Source organism: Bacillus sp. COPE52 (assembly GCF_003355115.1).
Taxonomy (GTDB): Bacteria; Bacillota; Bacilli; order Bacillales; family Bacillaceae_G; genus Bacillus_A; species Bacillus_A toyonensis.
This window is the reverse complement of sequence record NZ_CP031292.1, coordinates 769,659-790,115: the sequence shown is the minus strand read 5'-3', so window position 1 is coordinate 790,115 and position 20,457 is coordinate 769,659. Positions and strand designations below refer to the sequence as shown.

Sequence of the window (20,457 nt, the reverse complement as noted above, 5' to 3'; positions counted from 1 at the left end):
GGATCAAACTCTCCAATAAAGTTAGTTTGTCTAGCATCTAAAAATAAAAATTGACGTTTCACGTTGTTTGTTTCGTTCAGTTTTCAAAGAACTTGTCCGCCGCTTCATAAGCGACTTCATCATATTAACATCTTCATTTTTCGATGTCAACAATGTTTCTTAATTTCTTTTTGTCGTTTTCTGCGTTTCCGCATCAGCGACGTTTATTAATATACCATCGTGATTTCGAAATAACAAGTACTTTTTATAAAAAAAATAAAAAAATCACCTATCCTACTTTCTTCTATGTAAGGACTCCTTATCCTCTCTACTGAAAACAGGTATTTTGATTGTATACCAATACACTCCGAGCAACCAAACTGTAGGTCACAATAACTTCTCAGATTTTCATTCTCTTCTATATTAAAGTTCATAATCATTTACTCCCTATAGAATAACGATATAAATTAGCCGTAAGAAACGAATCAATCCACATTAAAAAGCAATTCGAACGAACAATTTCCTCCCCCATCAAAAATTGCACTTTATACAAATAATACAATCTCACCAAAAACATTATCTTAAGATTGTTGTTAGAATTTTTTTACATTTAATTAATGAAAAATATCCATTTTTTGTTATATAGTAAGAAAGTGCCCACAAAACTATAAATACTAATGGAGGAATTATCTTATGGATAGGTTAACAAAATTTTCATTAAAAAACCGAGCTGCTATTATTATCATGGTTTTTCTCATTTCCATACTCGGTGTTTATTCCGGCTCTAAATTACCTATGGAATTTTTACCAAGCATCGATAACCCTGCAATAACTGTCACAACATTATCTCAAGGGCTCGATGCTGAAACGATGACTAAAGACGTAACTGATCCCCTTGAAAAACAGTTTCGTAATTTAGAACATATTGATGGCATCATTTCCTCCACACACGAAGGATTATCACGCATCGACATTGCATATACATCCAAGGCAAATATGAAAGATGCAGCACGCGAAGTCGAAAAAGCAATTAATACGATTAAATTACCTAAAGATGTAACTAAACCTGTAGTTAGCCAATTAAATACTTCTATGATTCCACTCGCTCAAATTACCATTCAGAAGCAAAATGGATTTTCAAAAGCTGACGAAAAACAAATCGAGAAAGAAATCGTACCACAACTCGAAAGCATTGATGGTGTTGCCAATGTCATGTTTTTCGGAAAATCAACTTCCGAATTATCCATCGTTCTTGATCCTAACAAACTAAAAGATAAAAACGTAACGTCAGAGCAAGTATTAAAAGTTGTACAGGGAAAAGAAACTTCCACTCCCACTGGAGCAATTACTGTTAATAAAGAAGAATACAATCTTCGTGTCATCGGGGAAGTAAAAAATATAAATGAGATTAAAAACATCACCGTAGCACCTCAAGTGAAATTGCAAGATATTGCTCAAATTGAACTGAAACAAAACTACGATACAATATCACACATAAACGGAGAAGAAGGAACTGGATTAATCATCATGAAAGAGCCGAGTAAAAACGCGGTTGCAATTGGAAAAGAGATTGATAAAAAAATTAAAGACATAAGTAAGCAATATAAAGATCAGTTTTCCATTAAACTTTTAGCCTCAACTCATGAACAAGTCGAAAATGCTGTTACTAGTATGGGAAAAGAAGTAATCCTTGGCGCAATCGCCGCTACTCTAATTATCTTAATCTTTTTGCGTAACTTCCGAACGACACTCATCGCTGTTGTCAGTATTCCATTATCTATTTTATTAACACTCTTATTACTACACCAATCTAACATCACACTTAACATTTTAACTCTCGGTGGCTTAGCAGTTGCAGTTGGACGTCTCGTCGATGATAGTATCGTTGTCATCGAAAATATTTTTCGCCGTTTACAAAAAGAACCTTTCTCTAAAGATATTATTATCGATGCAACGAAAGAGGTTGCCGTCGCAATCACTTCTTCTACTTTAACAACGGTCGCTGTTTTTTTACCTATCGGCCTCGTATCAGGAGTAATCGGAAAATTAATGTTACCTATGGTATTAGCAGTTGTATATTCTATCCTTTCTTCTTTAATCGTCGCATTAACAGTTGTTCCACTTATGGCTTTTTTACTACTCAAAAAAACAAAGCATCGCAAGCCGAGCTCTTCACCACGATATGTAGCTACATTAAAGTGGGCTCTTTCTCATAAATTTATTATTCTACTAACTTCATTTTTATTATTTGCGGGATCAATCGCTGCATATATATTACTACCAAAATCGAACATAAAGTCCGAAGATGATACAATGTTATCCGTTAATATGACGTTTCCAGCTGATTATAATTCTGAATCTCAAAAGCAAAAAGCCTTTGACTTCGAAAAGAAACTACTCTCTAATTCTGATGTAACAGATGTTATTTTACGAATGGGATCTAGCGCAGAAGATGCACAATGGGGGCAAACGACTAAAAATAATCTTGCCAGTATATTTGTAGTCTTCAAAAAGGGGTCTAATATCGACCAATATATTAAAGACTTAAAGAAAGATCATAAATCTTTTGAACCTGCCGAACTTGATTATATAAAAACGAGTTATTCAAGCTCTGGTGGGGGTAACAATTTACAATTTAACGTAACTGCTACTAACGAAACGAATCTAAAAAAAGCCGCTAACATCGTCGAAACAAAACTAAAGAGTATGGATGCTCTCTCTAAAGTAAAAACGAATTTAGAAGACTCTAAGAAAGAATGGCAAATTCATATTGATCAAACAAAAGCCGAACAATTAGGTTTAACCCCAGAATTAGCAGCACAACAAGTAGCATTCCTTATGAAGAAATCGCCTATTGGTGAAATTTCAATTAACAATGAAAAAACTACTATTATGATAGATCACAAAAAAGAAAATATTAATAAACAAACAGATATTTTAAACGCAAACATACTGTCACCTATTAACGGACCAATTCCTTTAAAGGACATTGCAACTATTTCAGAAAAACAACTTCAAACAGAAATTTTCCATAAAGACGGAAAAGAAACAATTCAAATTACTGCTGAAGCCTCAAGTGAAGATTTAAGTAAAGTAAGCGCAGAAGTAAACAATGCGATAACCAACTTAGATTTACCTAGTGGAGCAAAAGTAAATATCGCCGGCGCCACTGAATCTATGCAAGAGAACTTCACAGATTTATTCAAAATCATGGGGATTGCAATTGGGATTGTATATTTAATTATGGTTATCACCTTTGGGCAAGCGCGTGCTCCTTTTGCAATTTTATTCTCCTTACCATTAGCTGCTGTCGGTGGTATTTTAGGATTAATCATTTCAAGAACACCTGTCGATATAAATTCTTTAATTGGCGCATTAATGTTAATTGGGATTGTCGTCACAAATGCAATTGTATTAATAGAAAGAGTGCAACAAAATCGAGAAAATGGCATGGAAACAAGGGACGCCTTACTAGAAGCTGGGTCCACGAGACTTCGTCCAATTATTATGACAGCTGTAACAACAATCGTTGCTATGCTCCCTCTCCTATTCGGTCAATCTCAAGCAGGGAGTATGGTATCAAAAAGTTTGGCAGTTGTTGTAATCGGCGGTTTGGCAGTCTCAACTGTTCTTACATTAGTAGTCGTTCCTGTTATGTACGAATTACTGGATAAAATCGGTAGAAAAAGACGTTCACGCAGAAAAATCAGTACATCTACAGAAACACCTGATATTTAAAGTAAAAAGGCGTTATCTTCACGAATGAAGATAACGCCTTTTCTTTACCTACCCATATAATCCATCCTTCTTTTGCGCATATCGCTCTATAGGTTGACCAAAGTCTACAATAAGATATTCGTTATTTGAAGGTCTTTTACTCCCCCCCCTTTATATCCATTTCTTCTATATTAAAATACAAAAAGAACCCCCTACTTATAAATAGAGAGTTCTTCTTTATAACTTATGCCGCTTTTACCTTCTTCGTCGTTTTACTTTTTCTTTTCGTTCCTGTAAAACGCTTATGCAATAAAGATGCTATCAAGCGTGAAATAACATTGAATAGTAATACCATAATAATTAATACAGCTGCAGATTTTGTCGCAATCAACTTCGCATCCGGGATAATCCCTTCAGAATTCAACTTCCAAATATGAACCGCTAACGTTTCAGCTGGTCTAAATGGATTTAAAGGATGCGCAGGACTTGAGAAGTCCGCTGCTGAATTTAAAATTGGAGATGTTAAACCCGCTGTGTAAATTAATGCCGCTGCTTCACCAAATATACGGCCAGCCGCTAAAATAACACCTGTAATAATTTGCGGTAATGACGACGGGATAATAATACGCGCGATCGTTTGCCACTTTGTCGCACCTAATCCAAGACTCGCCTCTTTTACATTATGAGGAACTTCTGAAATCGCATTTTCACACACACGCGTTAAACCTGGTAAGTTTAAAATAGTTAAAGCTAAAGCACCACCCATTACCGTGTATCCCCAGCCTGTCATTGTAACGAACACTAACAAACCGAATAAACCAACAACAATAGAAGGTAAAGACGCCATTGTTTCAATACATAAACGAACAAAACTTAAAAATCGACCTTGTTTTGCATACTCCGCTAAATATATTCCAGCACCTAATCCAAGAGGAATAGATATAATAAGCGTTATAACAAGCATATAGAAGGAATTGAATAACTGCGGACCAATCCCACCACCAGCTCTTGTATTGCTTGGTTCTCCAAACAAGAAATTAGGATCCCAAAATCCCCATCCCTTTTGTAAAATTTCAAACACTAAGAACACTAGCAAAGCTACAACTAAAGCCGCAACCGCATAAAAGATACCTGTCCAAACTTTATTTACCGTTCTTGCATTCATTATTATCGCTCACCTCTTTGACCAATCGCTCGAATTACTAAAATAAACAGGAATGAAATAACAAGCAAAATCATCGCTAATGTCCATAGCGCATTGTTCCAAGCTGTTCCGTTCAATGTATTCGTCATATCCATTGTCAGAATACCCGTTAACGTTGCTGTTGGACTATATATTCCTTCTGGTAATTTAATCGTGTTCCCGATTACCATTTGAACCGCTAACGCTTCACCAAAAGCACGCGCTAACCCTAAAACTATACCTGTTAAAATCCCCTGTTTTGCAGCAGGAACAATCACTCGACTAATCGCTTGCCATTTCGTTGATCCTAGACCATAAGAAGCTTCTAAATAATCAAATGGAACAGAGCGTATTGCATCAGAAGCGATACTAGCAATAGTAGGTAATATCATAATACTTAGGACAATAATACCCGCAATTAAACTAAAGCCCACTCCTCCAAACGAATCACGTAATAGTGGCACTAAAATCGTAACCCCTAATAATCCGTATACAACTGAAGGAATACCAACTAATAGTTCTAAAACAGGCTTCAATACTTTATTTCCGAACTTCGGCGAAATTAAATTCATGAATATAGCAAGAGCTATAGCAATTGGCGCACTAATAATAACTGCACCTATCGAAACCAATGTTGAACCTATAATAAAAATTACAGCTCCGAAGGTTCCTTCGTCAGCGTTCGGATTCCATTTTGTCGATGTTAATACCTCAGTAAATGAGATACCACTTTGCGTAAAAGATTGAATTCCTTTACCACAAATAAACGCAATAATAGCTAATGTAACTAAAACAATAAAAATACCACAAAACGTAACGAGTGATCTTCCTATATATTCACTCTTTACGTAATTTATTTGTTTTTTCCCCTTCATCACAGGACAGACCCCACTTCATAAATTGAAATGAACAGGACTGACCTTGCAGCCAGCCCCATAAATTTTATTACTTATTTAATTTAGACATCGGAATGTAACCCATATCTTCTACTTGCTTTTCGAAATCTTTACCTTTTACATAGTCAATGTAAGCTTTTGTTGCTTCTTTTGCCTCACCTTTTGTTACCATGTACTCGTAAGACCAGAATGGATATTTACCAGCAGCGATGTTCTCAACTTTTGGTTCAGATCCATCAATTTTAACCGTTTGTAGCGCACCTTTTTTCTCACCAACCATGTAAGACATTGCTAAGTAACTCACTGAACCTGGAGTAGAGTTAATCGCTTGCTCTACAGCACCATTAGAATCTTGTGTCGTACCAGTTCCATCATTAATTTTCGCGTCTTTCATCACTGTCTTTTCAAAAGTAGCACGTGTACCAGATGAAGCTGGACGGTTAATTACGTTGATTTTTTCGTCTTTCCCGCCAACCTCTTTCCAATTCGTTACTTTTCCAGTGAAGATATCTTGTACTTGTTGTACTGTTAAGTTATCAACTTTTACATCTTTATTTACGACAAGCGCGAATGCGATACCCGCAACTTTGTTATCTACTAATTCTTTTGCTTTATCAGCATCTTTTATTTTATCTCCAGATGGAACATCCGAATTACCAATTTGTACTGCACCAGATGCTACTTGGTTAATCCCTGTTCCACTACCGCCACCTTGAACTTGAATAGAAACTTTTGAATTTTTCTCCATGAATTTCTTTCCAGCTTCCTCTGCAAGAGGTTGAAGCGCTGTAGAACCTGCAGCTGCAATCGTACCTGACAATTCTTGTTTTGCATTATCGCTTCCTTTAGCATTATCTTTACTAGCTGTATCTTCTGCTTTCCCACATCCAACTAATGCTCCTGCTACCACTAAAGCTGCTAAAGAAAATTTAATACCCTTTTTCATAACCATGTCTTGTACCCCCATTTGGATTATCACTTTTCACATTCGTCTACTTTTTTCGAACACAAATTCATTGTAGGACAACAATATTATGTGAGTGTTAAGCAATTTTTAATTTTAAGTAAATGGCGATAATAATCCTAAAAAGCTAGGAATCCCAACATTTGTAGTTAAAGAACCCAACAAAATCCACACTAAACGAGCTGTAATGTAAATTTATTCTTAATAATGTAAACTCAATGTAAATGTTTTTCTTTCTTTTCACCTTTTAGTTAAAAATATATTTACAAATCCACTATATTTTTAACTTTTACAATCTCATTTTATTTACATTAAACAGAATTTCAGTATTTTTTTTTAGTACAACTAAATAAATTGGAACAATTCTAAAAATAATTGAATATTTTTAAAGTACTAATTGACAGCATCATTCAATGTAGTCTACTATATTAGTAGCAAAAAGTTTACCTAAGGAAACTTTTTAAACTTAAACTAACAATATAGAGATGAGGTAACTTTTATGGTATCGGCTAATACAAGACCACTTTCTGCATTTAAAACAGGAGAGTTTGTACAAATTGAGAAGATACAATTAGAAGGAACTATGAAACGACGTTTATTAGATCTAGGGTTTATCCCTGGGGCAACGATTAAAGTATTACAGCGCAGTCCACTTGGAGATCCGGTCGCTTATCAAGTAAGCAATACAACTATTGCACTGCGGAAAGAAGAAAGCTCCCTTATTTTCGGGGTATTAATAGGAGATGATTTCAGATGAGCAACCACCGTATTGCTTTAGCTGGCAACCCGAATACCGGGAAAAGTACATTATTTAATACTTTAACAGGCTTAAAACAACATACTGGAAACTGGACGGGAAAAACTGTTTTAAAGGCCGAAGGGGAATATGAACATAACGGAAATAAATATACATTAATAGATTTACCTGGAACTTACTCACTATATTCAAACTCTGCGGATGAAGAAGTGGCGAGAGATTATATTATCTTTGAAAAGCCAGAAGTCACTGTAGTTGTTATAGACGCAACTGCTATGGAGAGAAATTTAAATTTAGCACTCCAAGTGATGGAAATGACGAGCAACGTAGTTATTTGTATTAACTTAATTGATGAAGCTGAGAAAAAAGGCATCGTTATTGATGAAAAGAAATTAGCAACATCACTCGGTGTACCGGTAGTAAAGATTTCAGCTCGAAACCGAATTGGTATCGGGCATTTACTAAATGTCATCGCTAAAGTAGCAAATAAAAAAATAATTCCAGCACCAATTAAAATTACTTACAGCGAAAAAATCGAAAATATGATTCAGGAATTAGAACCACAAATTTATAAAGTGTTCGGTGATGCGTATCCAGCACGCTGGATTGCGTTACGTATATTAGATGGGGATAAAAATTTCTTAACTACACTTCAAAAACACCATAATGAACCACTTGTAAGGGAGGTCGTAATAAATGGAATCTCACTCAGCCAGTAAAGCTCTTCCATTGGACTATATTATTCAACATGCACAAACACTATCAAAAGAAGATATACGAGATGATATTGTCGGAGATATTTACCGAACATCTGCAAGCATATGTAAAGAATCTGTTCAATATACAAATACTGATAAATTGTATCGTTCCGAAAAACTAGATAAAATTTTCACATCTCCCATCTGGGGATTTCCAATTATGCTCGGTATTTTATCTATCATTTTTTATCTTACAATTGCAGGCGCTAACGTACCATCTGATATGATTGCTGAGTTCTTTGGATGGGTAGAAGGATATTTAACATCTTGGTTCCAAGCAATGCATTCACCTGAATGGTTACATGGTATTTTAATACTTGGTTTATTCCGTGGTATCGGTGCTGTTATTAGCGTTATGTTACCACCTATGGCAATCTTTTTCCCTATGTTCGCACTATTAGAAAACTACGGATACTTACCACGTGTTGCGTTTAATATGGATCGTTTATTTAAGCGATCTGGTGCTCATGGTAAACAATCTTTAACAATGGCAATGGGATTCGGTTGTAATGCAGCTGCTATTATGTCAACGCGTATTATCGAATCGCCACGTGAACGTATGCTTGCTATCTTAACAAACAACTTCGTTCCATGTAACGGTCGCTGGCCTACGTTAATTTTAATGGCTTCACTATTTATGGCTGCTGGTTATACAGGTAGTATGCAAACATTTGTTACCGCTGGCGTTGTAGTTGGAATGGTTGTAATTGGTGTTATTATGACGTTAACCGTTTCTTGGGTACTATCGAAAACAGCTTTAAAAGGTGTTCCAACTCACTACACACTTGAGTTACCACCGTACCGTAAGCCAAAAATTTGGAATACAATTGTACGTGCAACACTCGATAAATCCATCTATGTTTTAAAACGAGCTATAGTTGTAGCTGCTCCTGCCGCTGCATTAACTTGGTTACTCGCTAATATTTTCATCGGTGACACAAGCCTGCTTATGTATTTTGTAAACTTCCTAGATCCATTCGCTAAAATGTTAGGACTTGACGGCTTTATTCTAGCTGCATTCATTCTTGGACTACCAGCTAACGAAATTGTTATTCCGATTTTATTAATGTCTTACTTATCAACTGGATCTTTAACTGAAATAGATGATTTTAATCAGATTAAAAATCTATTCTTAGAAAACGGTTGGACTTGGTTAACAGCGTTAAACACAATGTTGTTCTCCCTTCTTCATTTCCCGTGCGGAACAACACTAGTTAACATATATAAAGAAACAAAAAGTGCAAAATGGACATTCTTATCGTTTGCAATCCCTACCGTTATCGCCATTGTTGTTACATTCCTCTCTACACAATTGGTACATTGGTTAGGGCTTGTATAAAGTGAAACTTTACTCAGTAGGGGCCTGTACACGCCCTCACTAATCAGGCGTGCACGGGTAGTTGACTTCCTATCTAACATCTTGTTCCCACCGAATTTTTTAGGTAAAAGTCTTACTGCCCATTAACGCGGGAGAAAAACAAAGCATGTATAGAAGGTATCCCCCTCCACATATGCTTTGCGCGAAAGAAACCTGAAAATCATTCAGGTTTCTTTTTTTCTTTCCACGGCTGCGCCCCATACGTTGTGAGTTTTTTATGGATGAAGTATATGGTTCCCGGAAGAACCGCCATTAATATCGTGCAACTAATTCCTAATCCAGTAAACAACTTTCATCACCTTATTTCACTCTCTTCGGTAAAGCTGAGCCTGAATGTTCAATTATCGGATGAACATGAACAGTAATTTCAGCATCACTAAAATAATTCTGACCTTGATCCCAATTCTTACTTATTTTTTTCCACTCTTTATAATTATGTCTCTTATACACTTCCCCTAATTCTAATACATCTACCTTATATTTTTTTTGAACAAGCTTAATCGATTTTTGGATGCGTTTCTCCATTTCCTCCGAAATATCCTTCTCTAAACGCTTTTCATTCAAAACTTTTTTATGATCACTAAAGTGCAACTCCGCCAATGTGCCTTCCAGATATATGTGAATATCAAACTTTGGTTTTGTAGCATTCGTTGTAGATACTTTAATTTTCCGACGCAGCTTATGAATTTCATATGTAATAAGTTGATCCTTTTTACGAATGGTAAAAAAGCCTCCAATTTTTTTACCTATTATATAATTCATTCCTAATGTTTCTTCCCCACCCAAAATACCTACACACTTATTATCCTTCCCGCGAAACAACGCTGCCCCGTTCATTTGTACCCCTTGTTTTGTTAGTTCGAGAATAGGTAATACAAAACTCCGATTGGAAATCATCTTTTCCTGGACTTCACCAATTCTTGCAGCCTCAATCATTTGGGCATTTTTCGGAGGATGTTCAGCTAACATATCGATATACTGCGCTGGCAAATTTTCAGGCTTGGCACTCTGCTTTAAAATAGCTTCTGCATTTTTCTTAGAAACGAACAAACGAATATTCCTTCTCATTTCATGATCGCGAATATATACATCTAACGTATTTTGCAAAACATATGGATTCGCTAGTAAATCTTTAGAAAAAATAATCACTTGTATATGCGGAAAGAATAATGAACGACTAATTTTTTTGGCGATAATTCGGATTTGCTCAAAGACACTATCTGCTTTCGCACTAACATTAATATAATTTTCGCCATCTCCATCACCTTGTCCACCTTGTTGCGACAATTTACTGGGGAGTACCATCTGATACGTCCCTTTCATAATTGGATTTGCTTTCTTTGCCTTTACAATATCGTAAGCTGCACCTACTACAAATCCTCTTTCTTCTATTTCTTCTAACTCAGAGCACCCACTTATAGATCCAGCTAAAACCATAACCATTATTATTTTAAGAAGGTGTTTCATTTTTACCATTCCTTCTTTTTATTTTATATACAATAAAAACTAACAAAGGCGCTAACACGACAAACCCCATATCTATCCAAGCTAGATAAGTCCCATAACTTGACAATTCCTTCAAATTACTAGGTATCATATTCACCATAAAAATAATCGGGGCACTTACAAAAATGAAAATATGCTTCTTCACTTTCGGAAACATAGCACAAAATAATAAAGATGCGACGTCATAATACATTGCTGTAGTATTATAAATAGTAATAATCCAAGTAGTAAAAAAAATTGCATCAAATCTTTCTAAAAACCCTCCGCCAATTTCAATTTCTTTTCCTAGTTCAATTGTTGGATATGTCAATCCACGTGTTGTCATATATGTAAAAACACTAATACAAGTTACATAAATTAAAATGTATGACAATACGTTCACCATCACCGCTTTTGCAACTGCCATTGGCGCTTTTTTCGCTGTTTTATCGTTCAACAACACAGCATAAAACAGAGCTACCTCAAACCCGATGAATGTAAAAATAGAATTTTTAACTCCTACAGCATATTGACTGACATTCGTTTGAAAAGCCGGTAGTAAATTATCTATTTCCATTAAGTTCACATTCAATAAAGAAAGAAGCACTATCGCAATTAAAACAATTGGCAAGAATAGAACATTTAACCTTAATAAAGCCGCTCTCGATCCAGCTACTCCATAAATAACAACTAATAAGAAGAAGAAAGACAATAGCTGTATTGGTGTATCACTAAATAAATATGTTTGTGAAATAACCGCAATCATTCGCGATTCATATGCTGTCAAAGCTGCAAATGTTAATACTAAGATGCTACTAATTGTGTATGCAACAGGTTTCGTCAAATGCGCACTCGTATATTGAACAAAGTTTTGTTTTGGGAATAAAATAGCTACCCTCGTTACAAACCAACCTAAAACCGCACATATCAATCCACCCAAAAGTAAAATAATCCAACCGTCCGAAAATAAAGTTTGATCAGCAATATCTCTCGGCATAGACAATGCCCCTATACCAATAATGGTTGACGATACCGCAAACCCAATTTCCCGAGATCCAATCTCTTCATCGCCATACTCAAATGGTTTCAATTATTTTCGCTCCTTTGGACGTATTGTAGAATCTTTTGTTTGCAAATATTCCGGTCTCTCTTTCAACATCGATTTTGGCATACGAATAAGTTCTTCTTTCCAATCTTTATAAAATGCAGGAGCAATAGGCGTTGTATAAGGAATACCAACACTCTTTAAATTCGTAATATGAATCGCAAGTGAAATAAGAGCTAAAATGATTCCGTACAATCCAAAAGCAGTTGCTGCTAATACAAAAACAAAAAGTAAAATGCGAAACGTAATTGTAATGCTATATACAGGCAGTGAAAATGTAGCAATTGCAGTAACTGCAATAATAATAACTAAGAACGGGTTTACAATTCCTGCATTCACCGCCGCTTCCCCAATTACAAGACCGCCTACAATCCCAATTGTTTGTCCCATCGGTTTTGGCAATCTAATTCCCGCTTCTCGTATTAACTCCATCGTTAATGCCATCATTAATGTTTCAATATATGCCGGAAATGGTACCCCTTCTCTGGCTCCCGCAATAGAATAAGCTAGTTTAGATGGGATAAGCCCTTGATGATATGATACAAGTGCTACATACATAGCTGGTAGCAAAACTGCCATTATACCAGAAACCATCCGTAAAACTCTCAATAACGTTCCAATCACCCAGCGCTCATAATGATCTTCGACAGATTGAAAAATATCAACAAATACAAGTGGAGCTATAAGAGCAAACGGTGATCCATCCACCAAAATAGCCGCCTTTCCTTTCGCTAATGAAGCCACAATATTATCAGGCCTTTCCGTATTTAAAAACTGCGGAAAGGGTGACAAATTATTATCTTGAATTAATTGCTCAATCGTTCCCGTCTCAAAAATGACATCTGTCACTATGGATTGAAGACGCCGATCTAGTTCTTTTACAATATACGGGTTAATAATATCTTCTATATATACTAAGGTTACTTCTTTCTGCGATCGTTTCCCCATAATATAAGATTGAAACCGTAACTTCGGATCACGTAAACCACGGCGAATTAACATTTTATTTACATTAATATCTTCATTTAACCCAACTCTTGGTCCACGTATTAAATCTTCTGTCACTGGAGGCTCTAGACTTCTTTTCTCCCAAGCTCTACTGTTAACAACAATAGCCGTTTGAATATTATCAATTAATATAACTGTATCTCCCGCTAAAATCGCATTTATAATATCCGGAAATGTTGTTTTCATACCGACTTCTGCGATAGAAATAAAGCGATCCAATAACGTTTGAACAATAGCTGCTTCTTTTTGTATTTCTTCATATTGAAGCGTACGAACTACATATTTATAAACATTATCCTTATCTGTTAACCCACATAAAAAAATAACAGCGCAGCGCGTTAAACTGCCAGCAAGAGCAACTTCTCTAATTGTTAAATCATTAGGTGAACCTAACTCATCTCTTATTTTCTCCATAACTTCAAACAAGTTACCTTCTAACTCTAACAATTCCCCCACCTAACTTCCTTTTCAACAAGTTTTTAGTTAGATTCCGCTAATAGAAGAAAATATATACAAAAAAGAGCTATCTCTTTTCAAAGATAGCTCTCGTGCACAGGTTATTTTTCTACTATTATATTGTCTGTTTTTATAGATACTCTTTTCGTAATCCCACTCACTACAAACATCACAATCATATTCATTAATAATGCGATTATACCTACGTTTAAATCTTTTATATACTGCGGGAAACTCGGAAACATGGTAGCTATAGTAGAACCAGATAAAGTAATATATGCAACAACTAACAGACCAATCGCCATTCCTGCAATCGCCCCTTGCTTCGTAATAATTTGACGTGGAAACAAACTACATACAAGTGCAGGGAAAAGTTGCGTTACAATACTGTATCCCATTAAAAGGAGAGCTCCTATTGTTTCTCCTCCTTTAAATGTAAATAAAACTGCTATAAACGTTACTACAGGCACAAATAATTTTGCTACTTTAGCCACTTGTCTATCTGAAGCAGATGGGATCATCGTTCGGTAAATATTTTTCGCTAACAATGTAGACGCGGCCATAACAAGCATGGATGCTGGAACTAATGCCGTTAATACTCCAGCACTACCAATAATTCCAATAAACCAAGGATCAAAAGTTTGTAAAGCAAGACGGAATAATGAAAGATCTACATCTCCTCCCTTTAGTCCAGGAACTTGCAGGATAGCAGCAAACCCTGCAAAAAATACGAAAAGTAAAACTAAAGAGTACAATGGCATAATTGCCGCATTTTTACGAAATACTTTTTCATTTTTAGCAGAGAAAGCAGAAGCAAATGTATGAGGCCACATATAAAAACCTAGGGCCGTTAATATAATAGTAGAAACAAACCAAGAAATACTCATCCCTTCTTCAGGTAAAGATAAAAATCCTGGTTTCGCAGCTTCTACAGCTTCGAACATCGGCTGAAACCCTCCGTAATAATGATACGGTAAATATATACCTAAAAACATAACAATAAACAGGATCATAATGTCCTTCAAAGCGGCTGTCCAAGCTGATCCATGTATACCTGAAACCATTACATATATAGTTATAACAATAGCGCCAATCCATACTGCAACAACAGGTGATACCCTTCCATAAGAAGCTTCTGAAACGATAATACCCAATCCCTTCAACTGTAAAACAAGATATGGGATGATGGAAACAACACCAACAATTGAAACAATCAATCCAAGCGCTTTACTTCTATATTTCTTCGCAAAAAAATCTGGCTGTGAAACAAGGTTATGTTCTTTCGCATATTTCCAAATTGGCGGTAATAAGAAATACGATAAAATATAAGCTAGTGCGCCATAACCTAAAATATAAAAAGTAGGCGCTCCTTTACTATACGCCCATCCACTTCCTCCTAAAAATGTGAATGTCGTATAAATTTCGCCTGCCATAAGGAGAAATACGAAAATCGTTCCAAATCCTCTTCCTCCAACTGACCATTGCTCTAAATTCATATCTTTTCCACGCTGCGCCCGAATACCTAAAAATAGCGCTAGAAATAAGAATAAAATAATGATAAATAATGCTGTCATTCCATATCCCCCTTATTAGCAGGATCGAATACGTACACAATCCCCATACAAAGAGAGGTAATAAGCACCGATAATAATACCCAAAATAATAAAAATGGCATCCCTAGTACGTAAGGAGTGACCGAATTTGCAAATACTGGTCCAACTACTAAACAAAGAACGGGAATAAGTGCTAGCACGTGTATTTTCTTCATCTCATTCTCCTTTATTTATGAAATTCATAATGGATGATACAAACACTTCCACGCCAATCGGCAGTGCATCTTCGTCAATCGTAAAACGAGGATGGTGATGAGGATAAATAATTCCCTTCTCTTTATTTCCTGCTCCGATAAAAAAGAACGTCCCTGGTGCCTTTTGTAAAAATGCTGAAAAATCTTCTCCAGCCATCGTTGGTTGTAAACGAACAACCCTGTCTCGTCCATAAAGTTGCAATGCCGTGCGTTCAATAAGCTCTGTAACTTCATAATTATTTACAACTGGTCGGTATCCATATTCATAAGAAAATGTATATTTCGCTCCGTAAGATTCTGTAATATACTTTACAATCCGTTCAATCTTCCCCTCTGTTTCTTCTCTCAACTCATGTCTTAAACTCCGCACTGTTCCTTCAATTTCCGCTTGTTCTGGAATCACATTATGGGTTGTTCCGGCATGAAATTGCGTAACAGATACTACGAGAGAATCTAACGGATTCGTGAGGCGAGATACAATTTGCTGAAGTTGTGAAACAACTTGTGTACCGATTGCAATACTATCAATAGTTTCATGAGGGATTCCAGCATGCCCACCCTTGCCCTCAATCGTAATTTTAAAAACATCCGGCGCAGCCATTGCCGCACCATAAATTACACCTATTTTACCAACCTCTAACGACGCCCACAGGTGAGCACCAATAATATAATCCACACCTTCCATTACCCCTGCTGCAACCATTTCCTCTGCGCCACCAGGAAAATTTTCTTCTGCATGTTGGAATAGAAAACGAATCTCCCCTTTAACCTTCTCTCTTTCCTCTACTAACTTATGTACCACACCAAGTAATATCGCCATATGTCCATCATGACCACATGCATGCATCACACCTTGATATGTCGAAATAAAATCAAAATCATTTTCTTCATGAATAGGAAGAGCATCCATATCAGCCCGGACCGCAATTGTTTTACCGGGCTGTTTACCTACTAACTTTGCCATCACACTATATTGAGTCGGTCGTGACACTTCTAAATATGGGATTTTTTGAAGTATGTCGAACACAAACTGCGATGTTTTCTCTTCTTGAAAAGATAACTCTGGATACTTATGAAAATGCCTTCTCCACTCAACCAACTGATTTTTTGACAAAACAAGTTCCTTTGCAACATCCATTACTCTTCTCTCCTTCTTCACCAAGTTAAATGTTATTATAACGCGAATTATTAACTTTTAAAAGAATATTCCGAATTTTCCGTGTTATAGACTTAAAAATAAAAAGCCATCTAAAAGATGACTTTTTCCTTATTACAAAATAGTAATTGCTTGTTTTCCCATTTGCTCCCAAGCTTTCTCAAATTCCGCTCGTGGAACAGCCAAACGTGGATTGTTTTTAAGAGGATCATTTACATATACAAAGTTTTGATCATATCCAATTACTACTGCACTATGCTCATAATATGTAATTTTTACTTCACCTGAACTCGTATTCCATGTTTCAAAACTACTTTCAGCTAGTGGCTTAAACGTTGTATTAATAATGACCCATACTGGAGATCCAGAACTAATTACTTTATATATATCTTGCATGTCTCTACCTGTTAAATTAATTACTTTTTCAGGAACATATTTTTCTGCTAAATTAAAGATTGGTTGATTATATACACCATATCCAGGTTCAGCCTTCGTATAAATGTTTCCAACGAACCCCTCATAAGGATTTCCACGCAAACCATTTTGTTCAAATGGAACACGATGGATTTCGCTAGCAAGCTGCATCTTATCTACTTGTACACCTTTATATTGCAGTAACATAGCCAAACTTGTCACTTCACATCCACGAGGTAATTCTGGTAATTGTTTTATAAATGGAACATCTTCAATCATAGCTGATTCTTTCATTTCAGATAGAAAATCTAAGCGTAGCACTTGCGCCTTTTGTATAATTTTATCTTTCCCTATAAAAAACGCGGCCGCAAGTATAATCCCAAAAACAAAAAGATATTTTAACTTTTTCATTATAAACAAAACTCCATTAATTATTATTTTACAGACACAACTCTTATCATTGTACCCTTCTTCTAACTAGTTTGCTAGAAAGATTCTGTGAATTATTATTCACATTTATATCGTTATAAAATTCTAATTATTTTTAATAAAAAGAAAAAACAATATACTTTTTCGGAACATTTTGCTAAAATCGAAATTATTAACATAGTGAAGATATCACCTTGTTAATAAACATTCTTAGAGTATTTAGTCATAGTTCGTTTTTTACATACTCCATTCATTTCATAACAAATAAATTGAGCATGTGTCACATCCCCCGCTAATGATTAAACACTCAGAATGAAAACCAGTTAATACATACAAGAAAATAACGGGGTGAGGGGCATATGAATCAACAAGTAGAACAAACAAATTTAAAACGTACAATGAAAAGTAGACACTTATTTATGATCGCACTTGGTGGCGTTATTGGAACTGGACTATTTATGGGATCTGGTCAAATCGTCCATAACGCTGGACCTGGTGGTGCAATTCTTGCATTTTTAGTCGGTGGATTTGTTATGTATTTAACGATGTTATGTCTTGGTGAATTATCCGTTGCTATGCCAGAAGCAGGTTCGTTCCAAAGCTATGCAAGCAAATTTATTTCACCTGGTTTTGGATTTGTTGTCGGTTGGATGTATTGGTTAAATTGGGCTGTTACAGTTGGAGTAGAGTTAACAACTGTAAGTATTTTAATGAAACGATGGTTTCCAGACGTTTCTTCGTGGATTTGGTGCGTTACATTTGCAGCAGCACTTTTTCTTGTGAACGCTCTATCAGCAAAGGCATATGCAGAAACAGAATTTTGGTTCGCAAGTGTAAAAGTTGCAACAATTGTTATTTTTGTCGTACTTGGTGGTGCAGTTATGTTTGGTCTACTAGACTTTAACGGAAAACCCGCTCCAATGCTTCACAATTTCACTGAAAATGGCGGGCTATTTCCAAATGGTGCATTAGCTGTTCTTCTTACGATGATTACAGTAAATTACTCCTTCCAAGGAACAGAATTAATCGGAATTGCTTCAGGAGAAAGTGAAAATCCTGAAAAAACAATTCCAAAAGCAATTAAAAACACAATTTGGCGAACTCTATTCTTCTTCGTCCTAGCAATATCAGTTGTTGTAGGGTTACTCCCATGGCAAGAGGCTAATCTAGTCGAAAGTCCATTTGTACTTGTATTTGATGTAGCTGGTGTTCCATATGCAGCAGACATTATGAACTTTGTTATTATTACAGCCGTATTATCCGTAGCTAATTCTGGTTTATACGCAAATTCTCGTATGCTTTGGGCGATGGCAAAACAAGGAATGGCAAGTCCAGCTTTTACGAAGTTAACTAAAAAAGGGGTACCACTGAATGCACTCATTTTCAGTCTTATTTTTGCAAGCCTTTCTTTATTAACAAGCGTGTTTGCGGCAGATACTGTCTTTCTAGTTTTAACATCTATTGCAGCAATGGCGGCCGTTGTCGTTTGGATGTCAATCGCGGCTTCACAGTTTTTCTTCCGTAGAAATTTCTTGAAAAATGGCGGCGACATAAATGACTTAAAATATCGTACACCGCTCTATCCAGTAGTTCCAATCGTAGCGTTCTCACTCAACTTTATTACATTTGTTAGTTTAGCTTTCATTCCAGATCAGAGAATTGCTCTTTATTGCGGAATTCCATTTATGATTATTTGCTACATTTTATATCAAGTTAAATATAAAAAAGTTGTCACATTTGAACAGAAAAAAAGTATAACTCAGGAAATAAACTAAATATACAAAATATTCAGCTATCTTTCTTATAATAAGATAGCTTTTTTCTATTTATTGGATATCTTGGTATAACTTTATTTATCTTAAAATTTTCACAATCACGTTTTTCTCTGGAAAATAGTTTACAATATAATCAAGTTACAAATGATATTCACCTTAAAAAGTGTGCATTTGTGTCTATTTTTTAACAATATCTCAAAAACTATTGCCTTCTATAAATTAATAGGTTTATATTGTTTTATTGGCATAGTTTCAATCCAAGGAGAAAGGAGATTTTCAATCGTGCAACTAAAGAAAGCATTTTGGAAGTTGGCTTCGCTTCTTCCGTTATCATTACTTCTGTTCCTCGGTGGCTGTGATAAGAAACTCGCAGTATTAAATCCGCAAGGACCTGTTGCAAAAGCACAGTATGATTTAATTGTTTGGTCATTCTTGCTTATGTCATTAATTATCGCAATTGTATTCATCCTGTTTACAGTCATCTTGATTCGTTATCGTGAAAAACCAGAGAATATGGACTACGAGCCACCTGAACAACACGGTAACACATTATTAGAAATTATTTGGACGCTTGTTCCTGTTATTATCGTTATCGCATTATCGATCCCAACAGTAAAAGCAACTTATGCTTCGGAAGAGGTTCCGGAAGAGTCCAAACATATTAAACCAGTTGAAATTTATGTTACATCTGCAAACTGGAAATGGTTATTCAGTTACCCAGAGGAAAAAATTGAAACCGTTAACTATTTAAACATCCCAGCTGGTGTACCAATTCAATTCAAACTGACTTCTGTCGGCCCAATGAATGCTTTCTGGGTACCAGAACTTGGTGGTATGAAGTACACAATGGATGGCATGATTATGGATCTTTATTTACAAGCTGATAAGCCAGGTTCTTACCTAGGCCGTAGCGCGAACTTCTCTGGTGAAGGATTCACTCACATGGAGTTCGAAGTTGAAGCAAAAACAAAAGAAAAGTATGACAAGTGGGTAAAAGAAGTACAACAAACTGCTCCTAAACTAACAGAAGATAAGTACAACGAAATTGTTAAACCTGGTGTAGTTGGTCGTATGACATTCTCTAGTCATCACTTAAGTTATGTAGATCCAAAATCACTTGAATATTGTGATTACAACTACTACAAAAACAAAAAATAATAGCTATTATTCCAACAGATTGGAGTGAACAC

At 35.8% G+C, this 20,457-nt stretch carries 16 protein-coding genes; 6 read left to right on the top strand and 10 right to left on the bottom strand.

The features are described 5' to 3' along the window. The first annotated feature begins 672 nt into the window (after window positions 1-672). Window positions 673-3,717, top strand: a complete 3,045-nt coding sequence (locus DPQ31_RS03805) for an efflux RND transporter permease subunit (RefSeq protein ID WP_199631859.1) — start codon at window positions 673-675, stop codon at window positions 3,715-3,717. 223 nt (window positions 3,718-3,940) lie between these two features. Here DPQ31_RS03805 and pstA read toward each other — a convergent pair whose 3' ends face one another. The 3 genes from pstA to DPQ31_RS03790 form a co-directional block, all read right to left on the bottom strand. Next, complete coding sequence (gene pstA / locus DPQ31_RS03800; protein WP_199631858.1) at window positions 3,941-4,861, bottom strand: phosphate ABC transporter permease PstA; 921 nt, start codon at window positions 4,859-4,861, stop codon at window positions 3,941-3,943. Between the two features lie 2 nt (window positions 4,862-4,863). Beyond that, window positions 4,864-5,754 carry a phosphate ABC transporter permease subunit PstC gene (gene pstC, locus DPQ31_RS03795; RefSeq protein WP_000676684.1) on the bottom strand — a complete coding sequence of 297 codons (891 nt, stop codon included), beginning with the start codon at window positions 5,752-5,754 and terminating at the stop codon, window positions 4,864-4,866. 70 nt (window positions 5,755-5,824) lie between these two features. Then, entirely contained in the window at window positions 5,825-6,727 is a 903-nt protein-coding gene (locus tag DPQ31_RS03790; RefSeq protein WP_000245100.1) for a phosphate ABC transporter substrate-binding protein PstS family protein, read from the bottom strand. A 511-nt stretch (window positions 6,728-7,238) separates the two neighbouring features. Here DPQ31_RS03790 and DPQ31_RS03785 point away from each other — a divergent pair. Genes DPQ31_RS03785 through DPQ31_RS03775 form a run of 3 tightly spaced genes read left to right on the top strand, consistent with a single transcriptional unit; the run spans window position 7,239 to window position 9,593 of the window. After that, a complete protein-coding gene (locus DPQ31_RS03785; protein WP_000252995.1) occupies window positions 7,239-7,496 on the top strand; it encodes a FeoA family protein in 258 nt (85 codons plus the stop codon). Further along, window positions 7,493-8,215: a FeoB small GTPase domain-containing protein gene (locus DPQ31_RS03780; RefSeq protein WP_098911616.1), complete on the top strand. Its 723-nt coding sequence runs from the start codon at window positions 7,493-7,495 to the stop codon at window positions 8,213-8,215. The genes DPQ31_RS03785 and DPQ31_RS03780 overlap by 4 nt, the downstream gene beginning before the upstream one ends. Further along, window positions 8,193-9,593 carry a nucleoside recognition domain-containing protein gene (locus DPQ31_RS03775; RefSeq protein ID WP_000443614.1) on the top strand — a complete coding sequence of 467 codons (1,401 nt, stop codon included), beginning with the start codon at window positions 8,193-8,195 and terminating at the stop codon, window positions 9,591-9,593. Before DPQ31_RS03780 ends, DPQ31_RS03775 begins: the two co-directional genes overlap by 23 nt. A 339-nt stretch (window positions 9,594-9,932) precedes the next feature. Here the strand turns inward: DPQ31_RS03775 and DPQ31_RS03770 are convergent, their stop codons facing one another. From DPQ31_RS03770 to DPQ31_RS03740, 7 genes are all read right to left on the bottom strand, one after another. Further along, window positions 9,933-11,099 carry a Ger(x)C family spore germination protein gene (locus DPQ31_RS03770; protein ID WP_141520726.1) on the bottom strand — a complete coding sequence of 389 codons (1,167 nt, stop codon included), beginning with the start codon at window positions 11,097-11,099 and terminating at the stop codon, window positions 9,933-9,935. Then, window positions 11,083-12,207 carry a spore germination protein GerLB gene (gene gerLB / locus DPQ31_RS03765; RefSeq protein WP_000801988.1) on the bottom strand — a complete coding sequence of 375 codons (1,125 nt, stop codon included), beginning with the start codon at window positions 12,205-12,207 and terminating at the stop codon, window positions 11,083-11,085. The genes DPQ31_RS03770 and gerLB overlap by 17 nt, the downstream gene beginning before the upstream one ends. Then, a complete protein-coding gene (gerLA, locus tag DPQ31_RS03760; RefSeq protein ID WP_098643559.1) occupies window positions 12,208-13,686 on the bottom strand; it encodes a spore germination protein GerLA in 1,479 nt (492 codons plus the stop codon). It abuts the gene before it with no gap. Window positions 13,687-13,787: 101 nt separating this feature from the next. Next, window positions 13,788-15,260, bottom strand: a complete 1,473-nt coding sequence (locus DPQ31_RS03755; protein WP_000125694.1) for a sodium:solute symporter family protein — start codon at window positions 15,258-15,260, stop codon at window positions 13,788-13,790. Next, complete coding sequence (locus DPQ31_RS03750) at window positions 15,257-15,454, bottom strand: DUF3311 domain-containing protein (RefSeq protein WP_000719865.1); 198 nt, start codon at window positions 15,452-15,454, stop codon at window positions 15,257-15,259. The genes DPQ31_RS03755 and DPQ31_RS03750 overlap by 4 nt, the downstream gene beginning before the upstream one ends. A gap of 1 nt (window position 15,455) precedes the next feature. Next, window positions 15,456-16,631, bottom strand: a complete 1,176-nt coding sequence (locus DPQ31_RS03745; protein WP_173781592.1) for an amidohydrolase — start codon at window positions 16,629-16,631, stop codon at window positions 15,456-15,458. 132 nt (window positions 16,632-16,763) lie between these two features. Beyond that, on the bottom strand, window positions 16,764-17,474 hold the full coding sequence (locus DPQ31_RS03740; RefSeq protein ID WP_000734486.1) for a C39 family peptidase: 711 nt from the start codon (window positions 17,472-17,474) through the stop codon (window positions 16,764-16,766). A 377-nt stretch (window positions 17,475-17,851) separates the two neighbouring features. Between DPQ31_RS03740 and DPQ31_RS03735 the strand changes: the two genes are divergently transcribed. Both DPQ31_RS03735 and DPQ31_RS03730 read left to right on the top strand, forming a co-directional pair. After that, window positions 17,852-19,267, top strand: coding sequence for an amino acid permease (locus DPQ31_RS03735; RefSeq protein ID WP_070174243.1), 1,416 nt, complete (start codon window positions 17,852-17,854; stop codon window positions 19,265-19,267). Window positions 19,268-19,549: 282 nt separating this feature from the next. Further along, window positions 19,550-20,425: a cytochrome aa3 quinol oxidase subunit II gene (locus DPQ31_RS03730; protein ID WP_001176160.1), complete on the top strand. Its 876-nt coding sequence runs from the start codon at window positions 19,550-19,552 to the stop codon at window positions 20,423-20,425. The last annotated feature ends 32 nt before the right edge of the window (window positions 20,426-20,457 follow it).

Coding starts and splice junctions, on each gene's coding strand:
- pstA (WP_199631858.1), bottom strand. CDS start 4,861: ATGAATGCAAGAACGGTAAATAAAGTTTGGACAGGTATCTTTTATGCG.
- DPQ31_RS03790 (WP_000245100.1), bottom strand. CDS start 6,727: ATGGTTATGAAAAAGGGTATTAAATTTTCTTTAGCAGCTTTAGTGGTA.
- DPQ31_RS03785 (WP_000252995.1), top strand. CDS start 7,239: ATGGTATCGGCTAATACAAGACCACTTTCTGCATTTAAAACAGGAGAG.
- DPQ31_RS03770 (WP_141520726.1), bottom strand. CDS start 11,099: ATGAAACACCTTCTTAAAATAATAATGGTTATGGTTTTAGCTGGATCT.
- DPQ31_RS03755 (WP_000125694.1), bottom strand. CDS start 15,260: ATGACAGCATTATTTATCATTATTTTATTCTTATTTCTAGCGCTATTT.
- DPQ31_RS03735 (WP_070174243.1), top strand. CDS start 17,852: ATGAATCAACAAGTAGAACAAACAAATTTAAAACGTACAATGAAAAGT.
- DPQ31_RS03750 (WP_000719865.1), bottom strand. CDS start 15,454: ATGAAGAAAATACACGTGCTAGCACTTATTCCCGTTCTTTGTTTAGTA.
- DPQ31_RS03775 (WP_000443614.1), top strand. CDS start 8,193: ATGGAATCTCACTCAGCCAGTAAAGCTCTTCCATTGGACTATATTATT.
- DPQ31_RS03805 (WP_199631859.1), top strand. CDS start 673: ATGGATAGGTTAACAAAATTTTCATTAAAAAACCGAGCTGCTATTATT.
- DPQ31_RS03745 (WP_173781592.1), bottom strand. CDS start 16,631: ATGGATGTTGCAAAGGAACTTGTTTTGTCAAAAAATCAGTTGGTTGAG.
- DPQ31_RS03780 (WP_098911616.1), top strand. CDS start 7,493: ATGAGCAACCACCGTATTGCTTTAGCTGGCAACCCGAATACCGGGAAA.
- DPQ31_RS03740 (WP_000734486.1), bottom strand. CDS start 17,474: ATGAAAAAGTTAAAATATCTTTTTGTTTTTGGGATTATACTTGCGGCC.
- pstC (WP_000676684.1), bottom strand. CDS start 5,754: ATGAAGGGGAAAAAACAAATAAATTACGTAAAGAGTGAATATATAGGA.